General features: G+C 34.0%; 13 protein-coding genes. 11 read left to right on the forward strand and 2 right to left on the reverse strand.

Going from position 1 to position 14,978, the window contains the following annotated elements; genetic code table 11:
- The first annotated feature begins 1 nt into the window (after position 1).
- The 3 genes from ABYI63_RS14630 to cysK all read left to right on the forward strand — a co-directional run bounded on the left by ABYI63_RS14630 (position 2) and on the right by cysK (position 3,699).
- Positions 2-907 carry a mechanosensitive ion channel family protein gene (locus ABYI63_RS14630; RefSeq protein WP_372757335.1) on the forward strand — a complete coding sequence of 302 codons (906 nt, stop codon included), beginning with the start codon at positions 2-4 and terminating at the stop codon, positions 905-907.
- Positions 908-1,025: 118 nt separating this feature from the next.
- Positions 1,026-2,474, forward strand: a complete 1,449-nt coding sequence (locus tag ABYI63_RS14635; RefSeq protein WP_372757337.1) for a DUF1566 domain-containing protein — start codon at positions 1,026-1,028, stop codon at positions 2,472-2,474.
- A 313-nt stretch (positions 2,475-2,787) separates the two neighbouring features.
- The gene (gene cysK / locus ABYI63_RS14640) at positions 2,788-3,699 is read left to right on the forward strand and encodes a cysteine synthase A (protein WP_372757339.1); all 912 of its coding nucleotides are present in this window, start codon (positions 2,788-2,790) and stop codon (positions 3,697-3,699) included.
- A gap of 146 nt (positions 3,700-3,845) precedes the next feature.
- On the opposite strand, the gene ABYI63_RS14645 is transcribed toward cysK, so the two are convergent.
- Positions 3,846-4,172 carry a winged helix-turn-helix transcriptional regulator gene (locus tag ABYI63_RS14645; protein WP_372757341.1) on the reverse strand — a complete coding sequence of 109 codons (327 nt, stop codon included), beginning with the start codon at positions 4,170-4,172 and terminating at the stop codon, positions 3,846-3,848.
- Between the two features lie 137 nt (positions 4,173-4,309).
- Here ABYI63_RS14645 and ABYI63_RS14650 point away from each other — a divergent pair, with 137 nt between their 5' ends.
- Both ABYI63_RS14650 and ABYI63_RS14655 read left to right on the forward strand, forming a co-directional pair.
- Positions 4,310-5,311, forward strand: coding sequence for a YhdH/YhfP family quinone oxidoreductase (locus tag ABYI63_RS14650; protein WP_372757342.1), 1,002 nt, complete (start codon positions 4,310-4,312; stop codon positions 5,309-5,311).
- 56 nt (positions 5,312-5,367) lie between these two features.
- Complete coding sequence (locus tag ABYI63_RS14655) at positions 5,368-6,108, forward strand: YoaK family protein (protein ID WP_372757343.1); 741 nt, start codon at positions 5,368-5,370, stop codon at positions 6,106-6,108.
- A 50-nt stretch (positions 6,109-6,158) separates the two neighbouring features.
- Here the strand turns inward: ABYI63_RS14655 and ABYI63_RS14660 are convergent, their stop codons facing one another.
- Entirely contained in the window at positions 6,159-7,712 is a 1,554-nt protein-coding gene (locus ABYI63_RS14660) for a sulfatase-like hydrolase/transferase (protein ID WP_372757344.1), read from the reverse strand.
- A gap of 388 nt (positions 7,713-8,100) precedes the next feature.
- Here ABYI63_RS14660 and ABYI63_RS14665 point away from each other — a divergent pair, with 388 nt between their 5' ends.
- The 6 genes from ABYI63_RS14665 to ABYI63_RS14690 all read left to right on the forward strand — a co-directional run bounded on the left by ABYI63_RS14665 (position 8,101) and on the right by ABYI63_RS14690 (position 14,364).
- Positions 8,101-8,958 (forward strand): UDP-2,3-diacylglucosamine diphosphatase, encoded by an 858-nt coding sequence (locus ABYI63_RS14665; RefSeq protein WP_372757346.1) that lies wholly within the window; start codon positions 8,101-8,103, stop codon positions 8,956-8,958.
- Between the two features lies 1 nt (position 8,959).
- Positions 8,960-9,958 carry a glycosyltransferase family protein gene (locus tag ABYI63_RS14670; protein ID WP_372757348.1) on the forward strand — a complete coding sequence of 333 codons (999 nt, stop codon included), beginning with the start codon at positions 8,960-8,962 and terminating at the stop codon, positions 9,956-9,958.
- A 14-nt stretch (positions 9,959-9,972) separates the two neighbouring features.
- The gene (locus tag ABYI63_RS14675; RefSeq protein ID WP_372757350.1) at positions 9,973-11,337 is read left to right on the forward strand and encodes a GH1 family beta-glucosidase; all 1,365 of its coding nucleotides are present in this window, start codon (positions 9,973-9,975) and stop codon (positions 11,335-11,337) included.
- 252 nt (positions 11,338-11,589) lie between these two features.
- A complete protein-coding gene (locus ABYI63_RS14680) occupies positions 11,590-12,567 on the forward strand; it encodes a DUF6624 domain-containing protein (RefSeq protein ID WP_372757352.1) in 978 nt (325 codons plus the stop codon).
- A 227-nt stretch (positions 12,568-12,794) separates the two neighbouring features.
- A complete protein-coding gene (locus tag ABYI63_RS14685; protein ID WP_372757353.1) occupies positions 12,795-13,004 on the forward strand; it encodes an integrase core domain-containing protein in 210 nt (69 codons plus the stop codon).
- A 709-nt stretch (positions 13,005-13,713) separates the two neighbouring features.
- Positions 13,714-14,364, forward strand: coding sequence for a hypothetical protein (locus ABYI63_RS14690; protein WP_372757354.1), 651 nt, complete (start codon positions 13,714-13,716; stop codon positions 14,362-14,364).
- Positions 14,365-14,978: the final 614 nt, after the last annotated feature.

The following is a 14,978-nucleotide window of genomic DNA, read 5'->3' on the forward strand; positions in this document are numbered from 1 at the left end:
AATGGAACTACTTGAGTATATAAGTCAATGGATGGATGCCCATCCTATTTCTTCCAGTATTGTTAAATATCTAATCTGGGCAATATTTATATTGTCTGCTATTGCTTTTTTAAGACGCCTGTTAAGAAGAAAACTTCTGGATACAACGGTTAGATATAAATCTCAAAAAGCAGTAGAGTTTTTTGGTTATTTTTTACTTATTCTAGTAACCATTTCATTTTTCACTGGTAATATTAAAGATTTTGCGCTAGCTATAGGCTTATTTACAGCGGGTATTACAATAACCTTGCAAGAGTTAATTTTAAGTGTGGCTGGGTCTTTTTATATCTTTTTTGTTGGTGTATATAAACCTGGCGATAGAATAGAAATTAACAAAATTAAAGGCGATGTTATAGATATTGATAGTATTTACACCACCATGATGGAAATTGGGGAATGGGTGTCCAGCGATAATTATAGCGGAAGAATTGTAAAATTGAGTAATGCCTTCGTATTTAAAGGACCTGTATATAACTACTCAAGGGATTTTCCGTTTGTGTGGGATGAATTTAATATTCCTATCCGGTATGGTTCGGATATTGAACTCGCTAAAGCAATCGTTGTGAGAATTGCTTCTGAAACTTTATCTGAATATGTGTTAAACTCTAAGGAAGAATGGAGTCAAGTTGTTAACAAATACTATATTGAAAACGCTGAGGTTCATCCAACTTTAGCAATAACGATGACCGACAATTGGATGCAATTCAATTTGCGTTACATAGTAGATTATAAAAAAAGAAGATATACAAAACACTTATTAAATGAACTAATTGGTATTGAAATTCAAAAAACAGAAGGTAAAGTACAATTAGCTTCTGCAACTTTCGAAATTGTAAGTGTGCCAATAATTAATGTGAAAAAGGAATGAAACCATTTCATTTGATTTTAAAAAGCTGGGTGCCCTTGTTAAAATTTTATTAATAGGGAATTTAAACACAAGCTTTTAGAATAATACTTGTCTAAATACCTATATAAAAACAAGTGTTATGATAATTCAAAATGATATGAAAGTAAACGTGTTTGCCTTAGGTTTTATGGCATTGTCAATTTACGGTTTTGCACAAAATCAAGATAATAATTACCAATCTTCGGGACCACATGAACAAGGCGAACAGCGCCAAAGACCTCAAAGTGAAGAAAGACCAACCATCGCAGAAATGCTATCTGAAATGGATAGTAACAAAGATGGCAAGTTAGCCGAAAGTGAAGTAAAGGGGCCTTTAAAAAAGGATTTCTCTAAAATAGACGTTAATCACGATGGTTATATTGTAGAAGAAGAATTAAATAAAGCACCCAAACCAGAAGGGCGCCCTTCGGAAGGTAGGCCACCGCGAGCAGATGAGCAATTACCAACTATTGAAGAGGTGCTCGCCAGCATGAAAACTAGCGAAACTAAAACCACTGCGATATCTTCAAAAAATTATACGCTTCCTGCCACAGGTCAGATAAATACTTATGATGCTGTTGGAAATAAAGTTGACAATTTGAAGAGTGGAGATGCTTTCTACGGTCAGGACGGGCATTATCAAAAGGGACAAAAAATGTCGTTTACCGATAACGGTAATGGAACCGTTACCGATAATGTTACAGGATTAATGTGGGCACAAGATCAGTCAACCGAAAGTAAAGGTTGGGTAGAAGCTGCAACTTATTGTGAAAACCTTAACCTAGGGGGATATACCGATTGGCGAATGCCTACCATAAAAGAATTATGGTCCATACGAGATCAATCTACTGGATGGCCTTATCTCGATACTACGTACTTTAATTTAGTTAGTAAAGACGGAGGTGAACAACGCGACCAACATACATGGTCTAGTAATTTTTATTTGGTTAATACGCCCGAATCCAAAAAGAGACTTGCCTTTATAGTTAATGATTGGACAGGACACATTAAAGCATTAGATGGCAGAAGATATGTGCGTGCCGTTCGTGGTGATATTTACGGGATAAATGACTTTGTTGATAATGGTGATACTACCATTACAGATAAAGCTACTGGATTAATGTGGAGTAAAAATGATAGTAAAAGAGGAATGAATTGGGAAGATGCTTTAGCTTATGCTGAAAATTCGGATTATGCGGGATACACCGATTGGCGCTTGCCAAACGTAAAAGAATTACAAAGTATTGTGGAGTATTCAGGGAGGTTTCCTGCCATCGATACTAAATTTTTTAATATTTCAAAAATACTGAATGAGGCCAGAAATGCCGATTACCCTTATTTCTGGACAAGCACATCGGCAGGTAGTGAAAAAATTAGTGGGATGTATTTTGCCGATTATGTAGCCTTTGGTTATGCGGTAGATCATGATGGTGCTGATATTCACGGGGCAGGAGCAGTACGTTTTGATACCAAAGTAAAAAATGGCCCAGCTACTGAGAATGAAGAACGCATTATAAATTATGTTCGCTTAGTGAGAGATGTAAAGTAGAACCTGAATAAAAAATCCATAAAAATCATCATGCAAGTTTTAGTAAAGCAAAAAAGTAAAAGTTGCTTTACTATACTGTTTTGATGATTTTTTTTTGTTAGTGATTTAATGGGTTTTAAATTAAATAGGCCTTTAGTATGAATAAAGTTGAGAAAATTTGTGTCTAAATATGCTAAACAAGGTTTAAGGTTTTAAAGTGCTTATTGATTTATAAAGATGTACTATGAAACTGAAAAGTTTTATAAAGACATAAAACGATCGCTATTCTTAATGAAATTAAATAATTATATTTACTCTATATAAATAGAGGATTATGAAATTCAATAACATATTAGAAAGCATTGGTCATACACCAACTGTGAGATTGTCTAAATTATTTCCAAATGCAAATGTTTGGATGAAACTTGAAAAAGCAAATCCGGGAGGGAGCATTAAAGATAGAATTGCATTAGCAATGATTGAAGATGCTGAGAAAAAAAACATTCTAACAAAAGATACCGAAATTATTGAGCCCACATCGGGAAACACCGGGATAGGCTTGGCTATGGTTGCTGCAGTAAAAAACTATAAACTTACGTTAGTTATGCCAGAATCCATGTCTGTTGAGCGTAGAGCTTTAATGGCAGCTTATGGTGCAAATTTAGTGTTAACTCCTAAAGAATTAGGTTTAGGTGGAACCATTGCAAAGGCCAATGAATTGGTGGCTAACAACAAAAATGCATGGATGCCATCACAATTCACAAATCCATCCAACCCAGAAATTCATCGTAAAACAACGGCTTTAGAAGTCGCTAATGATTTTCCTGATGGTTTGGATTATTTAATTACAGGTGTAGGTACTGGTGGCCATATCACAGGAATGGCAGAAGTGTTAAAAGAAACATTTTCTACATTGAAAGTAATCGCGGTAGAGCCAAATGATTCTCCGGTAATTTCTGGTGGCGAACCTGGACCACATCCGCTTCAAGGCATTGGGCCAGGATTTATTCCAGAAGTATTTAACACTAAAATAATTGATGGCGTTATTAAAATTACGAAAGAAGAAGCGTTTGCTGAAGTTCAGAACATTGCAAAACAGGAAGGTATTTTAGTAGGGATTTCTACAGGCGCCTCTTTGGCAGCTGTTAGGAAACAATTAAAAAGTTTAAATGGTGAAGAAACGATTTTAACTATTAACTACGACACTGGGGAACGTTACATTTCGGTAGCGGGACTTTTGCATTAAGTTAGGTTTTACATTCCAAAAGATTTATACGGCATCAAGGTTTTTTTAAAATTGCTTTGATGCTTTATTTTTTTTTAAAATAAAGTAAAAGATGAAGCTAGCATTTTATAAGTCATAATAGCTAGGAATCTGCCTTTAATTGTTCTTTAATTTTGAGAAGTTTCAATAGATTTTTCAAAAAGAATGCCTCCTTTAAACATTTGTTTTAAAACAGGTTGAATTTCTTGGCCTAGAGTGGTTAAGCTATATTCTACCCGTGGAGGAACCTCAGGAAAAACCGTTCTGTTTACTAAGCCATCCGATTCTAATTCTTTAAGCTGTTTACTTAGCATACGTTCGCTTATGTCGGGTAGTAATCTAACTAATTCGCCATAACGTTTATCACCTTGAAAAAGATGTAAAATTATAGTAGCTTTCCGTTTTCCTTTAACCACATTTATAAAAGTATCTATAGGGCAATAACTTTTTTTCATTTTTTTTCGTCTCTTAAAGTACTGAAAACACTTAAAACTGAATTAAATGTTCGTATGCCAACCTTTTGTAAGTGGTTGATTAGCAATTTATTTATTATGATATTTGTACAAAAGTAAACAAAATTAAACGAATACAGATGAAACAAACTAATTCTACATTTAAGGCATTCCGTGTTGAAAATATCGATGATAAATTTATTGGAGCAGTTAAAGAAATGGCATTTAAGCCTTTAGGAGAAGAAGAAATACTAGTAAAGGTACATTATAGTTCCTTAAATTATAAAGATGCATTGTCGGCTTCGGGCAACAAAGGTGTTACAAGAAATTTTCCACATACCCCTGGAATTGATGCTGTAGGAACCATAGAAGCATCAAACAGTGCCGGATTTCAAATTGGTGATAAAGTAATAGTAACTAGTTATGATTTAGGGATGAATACCGATGGTGGCTTTGCAGAATATATTCAAGTCCCAGCAAAATGGGCTGTGAAATTACCTGAAAAAATGAGTATGAAAGAGGCTATGGTTTTCGGTACTGCTGGATTAACCGCAGGTATGTCTGTTTTAAGACTTACGGAATTAGTTAAACCAGAAGATGGTAAAATTGTGGTTTCCGGCGCAACAGGAGGTGTTGGTGCTGTAAGTGTTATGTTATTGAATCATTTAGGTTATTCGGTTGTTGCTATAACAGGAAAGGAAACAGAACAGGACTTTTTAATCAATCTTGGTGCGAAAGAGGTATTAATGCGTAGTGAGATTGAGAATTTTGACAAAAAACCATTATTAGCGCCTTTATTTGCAGGAGCTATAGATACGGTTGGTGGCGTTATCCTAGAAAATATTATTAAGTCTACAAGCCCAATAGGCGTTGTAACTTGTTGTGGAAATGTTGCTTCTCCAAAGCTTGACTTAACAGTTTTTCCTTTTATCTTGCGAGGAATTACTTTAATTGGTATCGACTCCCAAAATTATCCAATGCAACAAAGAGCAAAGGTATGGGAATTGTTATCGGATGAATGGAAACCAAAACAAATAGAAACTACTTGCAATGAAATTGGTCTTGAAGGGATTCAGGCTAAATTGGATTTAATGCTTCAAGGAAAACTGAAAGGCCGTACTGTTTTGAAATTAATTGATTAAATTCGAAGCATACATGCGTTGGGCTCCATTTTAAAACCAAACAAAATGGAAATAGAATGTTTAGACATCAAGGAAAAAGCAGAACATTAAAACATAATTTGCGTATAGCTACTATTTTATCATTTGTGGCTGGTATAGTTAATGTAACAGGATTTTTAGCTTTTGGTCAATTAACAACGAATGTAACGGGGCATTTCGCACTGTTTATAAGTGATGTGGCTAATTTTGAAATATGGAAAGGAACCATTTATTTCCTTTATATTTTTTCATTTTTATTTGGTTCCTTCTTGTCTAGTTTTCTAATTGAAACGTATAGAGAAAATAAAAAACTGAATGTTTTTGTACTTCCAACACTCATTGAATGTTTTGTTTTAATGAGTGTTGCTATTATAAGTGATATGACAGAATGGACAAATGCAAACCTAATTGTTTGTGCACTTCTTTTTGCCATGGGGCTTCAAAACTCCTTTGTTACTAAAATTTCAAATGCCGTGGTAAGAACTACACATTTAACCGGTTTGTTTACCGATTTAGGAATTGAGTTATCCCAATTATTTTTTCCAAAATCATACCATCATAAAGAGAAAATTAAGTCGAACATTAAACTGCGTATTTTTATTATTTGCTTCTTTTTTATGGGTGGTATTATAGGTGGGTTTTTATATTCAAGAATTAACATGAAATTGAACACACTTATTTTCGGAACACTTATTTTATTATCAAGTCTATTTTTCGACGATTTTAGGTATAAATTAATCCTGGCCAGAAGAAAATACCAGCAAAAAAGAGCAGCCTAATACCTGTGCTTATCGGTTGAAGGCTTAATCAAATTAAATTAACTGCTTGTTTATTGTACTGCCTTTAAATAAAATGCCTCGGTTCTATTACGTAAATTTTGTAATACATCAGCAAATTCCGGGTTATTAACTAAATTGTTTTGTTCTAAAGGGTCGTTTTCTAAATCATATAACTCTTCAAGTTTCGGAGTATGTTCATAATAAATAAAATACTTCCACCGATCAGTTCGTACGCCTCTACAGCGGTATGATTTGTTTTCGGCTATTTCTTTGTCATTTAATTCATTAGCATTCGGTTTGTGCTTTGAATTAAACATAGAAACCAGGAAAAGATTCTCCATATACACAGCGTCCTGCCAAGAAGAAGCGTCTTTTTCTTTATTCAGAATAGGTGTGAAGTCGGTTCCTTGCATACTTGCAGTTGGTTTTATACCGGCAAACGATAGTATAGTAGGGGCAATATCAATTGAAGAAATTAAAGCTTTTTCTCTACGGTGGCGTTTAGTGGCATCGGCTCTTCCATCAAAAACAATTAGGGGTTGTTTTACCGATTCTTCATATAGTAATGCTTTGTCAAAAAGACCATGCGACCCCTGAAAACGACCGTTATCACTGGTGTAAATAATTATCGTGTTGTCTAGAATGCCTTTTTCTTTCAATTTTTCAATCAATAATCCAACTTGCTGATCTACCGTATAACCCTGCGTTGCAAAACGGCGAACTTGTCTTTGATACAATTCTGGTGTTGATGATCGTTGCAAGTGTAAAGGAACGCCACGCCAATTTTCTTTCACTACTTTGGGTAATTTATCGTTGGCACCGGCTACCCAGTTTTCTGGTACCGAGAATTCGTAATCTTTAAATAAATCGAAGTGTGGGCCATATAAATCGGAATTACTATCATGTTTCACGGCATAAAAACTAACCGACAGGCAAAAAGGTTGGTCTTTAGGTTGGGTATCTATAAAACGTAACATCGCATCACCTGTTTTCAAAGTACGTTCGGTGGCAGGTCGGTTGGCTCTATAAATATGTTGCAAACCGGCATCATCTTCCGGCCACATCTCAACACCCTTTCTGTCATTGGTTTCTGTTCCTACAAAAAAGTCGAATGTATTGCTAAAATATTTTTTATAAAGGTATCCTGGTGGAACAACGCTGGGTTGCTGCGCTTTTTCAGTAACCGAAAAACCTACTTTTCCAATAAAACCTGTGCGATATCCTGCTTTTTTAAGAATGGCCGGGTAGCTATTTGCAAAATCGGATTCAGACAAGGTGTAATTGTTTGGAGCAGCGAAGCCAACACGGTGGCTCGAAATATAGCGACTGGTTAAAATAGACACACGACTTGGCATACAAATGGACACCGCATAAAACGCATTGTCGAATATAACACCATCATTGGCTAATTTGTCAATATTAGGTGTTTTAAATTCAGGTCTACCATAACATCCCATATTATCCCAACGTTGGTCGTCAGTCATCAAATAAATGATATTAGGTTTGTTATTTGCTTGTGCATACAGTTCAATTGGAAGAACTAGCAATGAAAAAAAACACAAAAAAAATGATATGAGTTGAATAGGTGTAACGCTAATTTTCATAAGTTAATATTGATTTAAAGTCGTATTTAGTTAATTGGTACATAATTATTAAGCATTCGAATATATTTTAATTTTATTCAAAAAAGAAGAAATTTCACAATAACTTGTCGTTTTTTAGGCGATTTTATATAGATAGCACCTAAAATACTAGGCGATTTTGCAACCACAACCTTAACACCTTTTTAATACTGCATTAACCTTCGTTAAGATTAATAATTACAATTTTGTGCTTATAATACCGAATGCAGGTGTTAAGTAATAAATGTATGCTGATAATCTTTAACGATTTATCTACTCTCGCAGTAAAAAGTATAACTACTTGTTCTTTAAGTGGGTTTGCTTCTTCCCTAAAAAATAAAACTAACCAACAAATTGCAATAGCAAACGTATGAAGAGACGGCCAGTTGATATTGTTGTGATTTCCGATGTACATTTAGGTACCTATGGGTGTCGCGCTAAGGAACTTCTTAAATACCTTAAATCCATAAAACCAGACAAAGTTATATTAAACGGCGACATTATTGATATCTGGCAATTTAGTAAACGCTATTGGCCAAAGTCGCATATGAAGGTGATAAAACTTATAACCTCCTGGATTACAAATGGTGTTGAGGTACATTACATAACGGGAAACCACGACGAAATGCTTCGTAAGTTTGTTGGCTTTCAATTAGGAAGTTTTAGCATTTCAAATAAAGAATTATTAACCATTGATGGAAAAAAAACATGGATTTTTCATGGCGATGTGTTTGATGTGACCATGCAACACTCTAAATGGATAGCAAAATTAGGTGCTGTAGGTTACGATTCACTCATTCTACTTAATAGTGCTATCAATTTCTTTGCTTCTAAATTTGGAAAAGGGCCCATATCGATGTCCAAAAAAATAAAGAATAGTGTAAAGTCTGCCGTAAAATTCATTAATAACTTTGAAAAAATTGCATCAGATATAGCCATTGAAAACGAGTATGATTATGTGATTTGCGGACATATTCACCAACCAGAAATAAAATGTATAGAAAATACCCATGGTAACGTGATGTATTTGAATTCGGGCGATTGGGTGGAAAATCTAACCGCTCTGGAGTATTATGAGAGTTCTTGGCATTTGTTTAATTTTAAAGATAACTTTTTACTGGAAGAAGAACCAGATACGGAAGAAGAAGAGCTTTTGGAAACCAAGGAGCTTTTTCAAAACATGATGAAAGAGTTTCAGCCAGCAGTTAAACAAACCAAACTGCTTTAAAATGACGGGCAAAAAAGTACTATACGCCATTCAGGGAACGGGTAATGGGCATTTAAGTAGGGCACGCGATATTATTCCCATTCTGAAAAAGAAAGCTATTGAATTAGATATTTTAGTAAGTGGTACCGAAGCCGATATTAACATACCATATCCAGTAACTTACCAGTTAAAAGGATTGAGTTTTGTTTTTGGAAAAAAAGGCGGTGTCGATTTTTGGAAAACCTACCTAAAGGCCAAAAGTATGCGACTTCATAAGGAAATTAACACGTTGCCAGTTGAAAAATACGATTTGATAATTAACGATTTTGAACCTGTATCTGCGTGGGCATGCAAACTTAAAAATTTACCATGTGTAAGTTTAAGTCATCAGGCAGCTGTTATGGCTGCCAATGCGCCAAAACCCAAGAAGGAAGATCCTTTAGGAAAACTAATTCTTAAAAAATACGCACCAACTACCAAACAGTATGGGTTTCATTTCAAGTCGTATCAAGATGATATTTTTACACCAGTAATAAGGCAAGATATTCGAAATGCCATTTGCGAAACTGGTAATCATTATACCGTTTACTTGCCATCGTATGAAGATGAGAAAATACTAGGCATACTTTCAAAAATAAAAGAGGTAACCTGGGATGTGTTTTCAAAACACACTAAAAAAGTAACGATTTACAATAATGTAGTAGTGCAACCTATTACCAATGAAACCTTTGTACAAAGTATGGCAAGGAGTAAAGGTGTTTTATGTGGTGCCGGTTTTGAAACGCCTGCCGAAGCCTTGTTTATGGGTAAAAAGCTATTGGTTATCCCCATGAAAGGACAATATGAACAGCAATGTAATGCCGCTGCTTTAAAAGATATGGGAGTACCCGTAATAAAAGCATTAAAAAAGAAATATATAAAAGATATTGTGAAGTGGGTGGAATCCGACACCATAGTACCTGTATATTATCCTGATATTACCGAACAAATTATAGATACCCTTTTACAGGAAAATCTATAATACAAAATCAAAATATGGATTTTAATAATCCCCAAAACGCTTTCAATTTAAAACCTCAAGATTTCGGAAAAGACTTTGTTTTTGGAGTATCTACCGCTGCATACCAAATAGAAGGGGCGCATGCCATTCATGATAAAGGCGTATCCATCTGGGATCAATTTACATCAAAAAAAGGCAATATCTTTAATAATCAACATGGGCAAATAGCTTGCGATTTCTACAACAAGTTTGAAGAAGATATTCTGCTTATGAAATCTATGAATATCAAACATTTTAGGTTTTCATTGGCCTGGTCGCGCATCATTCCAAATGGCACTGGTGTGGTAAGTTCAGAAGGGATTGCATTTTATAATCGTGTAATAAATTTTTGCATAGCATGTGGCATTACGCCCTGGGTGACGGTATACCACTGGGATTTACCACAAGCTTTGCAAAACCAAGGCGGTTGGGTAAACCGCGAAGTCCTACAATGGTTTGAAAATTACACCAGAGTTTGTGCCACTCATTTTGGCGATCGGGTAAAACATTGGATGGTGCTAAATGAGCCCATGGTATTTACAGGTGCTGGTTATTTTTTAGGCGTTCATGCTCCGGGTAATAAAGGCTTGAAAAATTTTTTGCCAGCAGTGCATCATGCGGTACTTTGTCAAGCTATTGGTGGCAGGATGTTGCGAGACCTGGTGCCAGATGCCCAAATAGGAAGTACGTTTTCCTGCTCGGAAATAACACCCTATAGTCAGGCTGCTAGAGATGTTTTAGCTGCCAAAAAGGCCAATGCCTTATTAAATAGATTGTTTATTGAGCCTTTGTTGGGCTTGGGATACCCCACCAAACACGTGCCCGTTTTAAAACGTATTGAAGCCTATATAAAACCAGATGATTTAAAGAAAGCCGTTTTCGATTTCGATTTTATTGGTGTGCAAAACTATACCCGAGAAGTCGTAAAGCATAGTTATTTTGTGCCATACTTACGTGCTAGAATAGTAAAGGCATCCAAACGAAACGTAAAAACAACGCTCATGGATTGGGAAGTATACCCACCAAGTATCTATAATATGATAGCTCATTTCAATGAGTATAAAGGGGTAAAAAAAATAATTATTACCGAAAACGGTGCCGCATTTACTGATAAACTTGTTTCAGGTGAAGTAAACGATACGGAACGCTTACAATACTTACAATCGCATATAGCGCAGGTGCAAAAGGCAAAAGCAGAAGGACTAAATGTGGCAGGCTATTTTGCATGGACCTTTACCGATAATTTTGAATGGGCCGAAGGCTATCACCCAAGATTCGGTTTGGTATATACCGATTTTTCTACACAACAACGCATTGTAAAAGCTTCCGGGAAGTGGTATAAAGATTTTTTAGGAAGTTAATCATTTTTGGCATTGTCGGGTAAGGTTGATTGAAGCGTAGCCGAGGTAAGCCATCTCGTAATACAGTACTTCAAAACTAAAAGTAACCCACAAGCTTCGGCAAGTATGCAATTAAACAACGTTAACAACCATATTTTTAAAGCAGTATTTAGTTTTTGTAGGTTGTTTTTTAATATATTCGTAGGTATATAATTCGGATGTAGCTAATTGCTTATATCTAATTGTTGGCACACATTAAAAATAGGAACATCCATGAAGAAAACGATAATTTTGACAATTTTTGGATTTTTAATTTTCAATCTTTCATTCGGACAAGACCGAGATAAATATTCCGAATTAATAATAAAAGCTTGGGATTTATACCAAACAAAAGATTATAAAAAGTCTGCTGAAAAATATTCAGAGGCATTTTCCAAAAAGGGAGTCAATAGCGAAACCTCGGACAGATACAATGCGGCTTGCTCTTGGGCTTTGGCAAAAGAAGTTGATTCTTCTTTTGTTCAATTATTTAAAATTGCTAAATCTGGAGATTATAAAAATTATAATCATATTATTAAAGATTCTGATCTATCTCTTTTGCAAATTGACAAAAGATGGAATGAAGTTTTAGCGCTAATTAAAATTAATAAGGAAAAATCTGAAGAAAATTTCGACAAGCCTTTAGTGACAACTTTAGATATCATCTATCAATCAGACCAATCTTCACGTGACGAATTAGAAAAAATAAGCGAGAAATATGGATGGAAATCTGATGAAATCAAAGAACAATGGAAAAAAATCGATAAAATTGATTCTATTAATTTAATTAAAATAAAGCAAATACTTGACGAACGAGGATGGATGGGAACTGACAAAATTGGAGACCAAGGAAACGTTACTTTATTTTTAGTAATTCAACATTCTGACCTTGAAACACAAGAAAAATACTTACCTATGTTGAAAGATGCCGTTAACAACGGTAGAGCTAAAGCAAGTTATTTAGCTCTTTTGGAAGACAGAGTCGCTTTAAGAAATGGAAGAAAACAGATATATGGCAGTCAAGTTGGTCAAGATGAAAAAACTGGAGAACCATATGTTCTACCACTAATTGACCCTGATAATGTTGACAAAAGACGAGCAGAAGTTGGTTTGGGTAATTTACAATCGTATCTATCGAATTATAATATGATTTGGGATTTAGAAGAATACAAAAAACAACTACCTGAATTAGAAGCTAAACAAAAGAAATAACGTGTGCCAACACTGGTAACCGTTGCACAAGTCCCTAATTTTAAAAAAACAAGTTAAAAACACGCCCTTTAAGGGCGTTTGTTTTTTGGATCAAGTAGCTTTAAACAAAAATTAGAGCGGCTGTGTAGTGCTAAAATTAACGATAGTATTGCTTTTATGGCCTGCTTGATTCCGATGGAATTAATGTACAAACTCAAATACTGAAAAGAAAGCACCTGAATATTAGTATGACAGAAGAAAAATATTACTACGAAAATACCATGGCAGAAAGGGTTAACGGGATTCTTAAAGATGAATTTTATCTCGACCAAACCTTTACAAATATAGCGCACGCGAAAAGAGCTACAAAAAATGCAATTAATTTATACAACGAAATAAGATTACACTTATCTTTAGACTATAAAACACCTAATATGGTATACAAATTAACAGCGTAAATCAATTTTTAACCTGTAGCCATATTTCAGGACTAGACATTGAGCAGAAACCTTAAAAAAATGGAATTAAACCAAAAACAAATAAATTATTACAAGAAATGGGAAAGTAAAAGAAAAAACAAATTTAAGTATTTACTAATTGAGGGAATGCTTTATTGGGCACTTCCATTTTCAATATTTATGATACTCTTTGAATTAAGTGATAATCGTTTTACTTTTTCAATGAAGATTTTGAAAGATTTCATTATACTTTATTCAATATCCTCAATATTAGGGATTTTAACAGCTCTTTTTTCTTTTAAAAGAATTGACAAAAAGTATTTGGAACTTAAAAATAAATCAATAATCTAGTTTTTATAAAAAAAGGAATTAAAAAAATTGACTTATAGCTCATTTTCGGAATAGGAAACTGAAAAGAAAAGCAAAACCTGAATTGAATGCGGAATTTAGCAAATTGCGGAATTGCTCACTCAATCGGAATTGAAAAAGTTTGCGGAATAAAACGCTGACCGAATTCACTCAAACGCAGAAAAAAAAGAGAATTAAGTCGAATAAGAACAAGTCCGAGTAAAAACAATGAAATGCCAAAACCGTATATAATTTATTGCTAGTTTTATCCTAATGATTTTCCTTCGGAAAATCCTCGCAATCAAACACGCAATTTTCCATATACATAAACGTTTTAGCAAAAATTAACCCTAAATATTAAATGACAGACCAAGAATCTAAAAACTTTGTTTCAGAAATATTTGAAAAAATAATAAAATCTGATACCATAAATGATCTAGTTAAAATTGAAAAAGAGAGTTTTGATAATAAATATCTGATGGATCCAAAAGCTTTTCCTAAAATTGATTTTAACATATCATCTGAAGAAATTGATAATCTGATAGCGAATAAGGTAATTGACAAAAACTATAATTTAAATCCTATACCAGAGAATAGTAGCTCTTTGATAAAACTTTTATATTCAATAATCTGGAAAAATGGAGATTTAAAAAAATTAAAGCATATTGCCAAAGGAATTCACCGAGAAGACTTAAGCATTATGGAGCAAGAAAATAGCTTTGTATTTTATCAGTTTGGAAAATATTTAACAAAACAAAAAAGTCAGCCAATAATTGACCAACATGTGCTTAGAGCTTTTGCTATTCATCAATATAATAACACTAAAGATATATCTAAAATTAGACAACTAAGTGTAATAACAAAAAAAGAAAAGGAACTAATAGAAAATTATATAGATTGGCTAAATTCAGACTCTATAAATGATAACTTAAAAAAAGAACAAGAATATTCATACTATATAGATAGAATTCTATTTGCAACAGGAAGATTGACCAAAAAAAGTAAAAAATAACTTTTGCCAACACCGGTAACCGTTGCGCAAGTCCCTAATTTTAAAAAAACAAGTTAAAAACACGCCCTTTAAGGGCGTTTGTTTTTTGGATCAAGTAGCTTTTAAACAAAAATTAGAGAGGCTGTAGGGTGCTAAAATTAACGATAGTATTGCTTTTATGGCCTGCTTGATTCCGAAGGTATTCATGTACAAACTCAAATACTGAAAAGAAAGCGCTTTAACATTAGTAAGGCAGAAGAAAAATGTTAGTACGAAAATACCATGGCAGAAAGTGTTAACTAGATTCTTATAAATGAATTTTATCTCGACCAAATCTTTATAAATATAACTCACACGAAAAGTGTTACAAAAAATGCAATTAATTTGTACAACGAAATAAGATTACACTTATCTTTAGACTTTAAAACACCTAATATGGTATACAAATTAACAGCGTAAATCAATTTTAACCCGTAGCCATATTTTAGGAGAAGACTTTTACTAATTTGAAAGTAGAGATAAAAGATTTTGAGGAAAAGGATAGAGAGGAGCTTAACCGAATTTATTTTGAAGTTCGAAAAACTAATTTCACTTGGTTATCACAACAGGCTTTACTATCGTCATCTTTTGATAAA

The organism is Mariniflexile sp., assembly GCF_041583155.1.
GTDB lineage: Bacteria > Bacteroidota > Bacteroidia > Flavobacteriales > Flavobacteriaceae > Mariniflexile.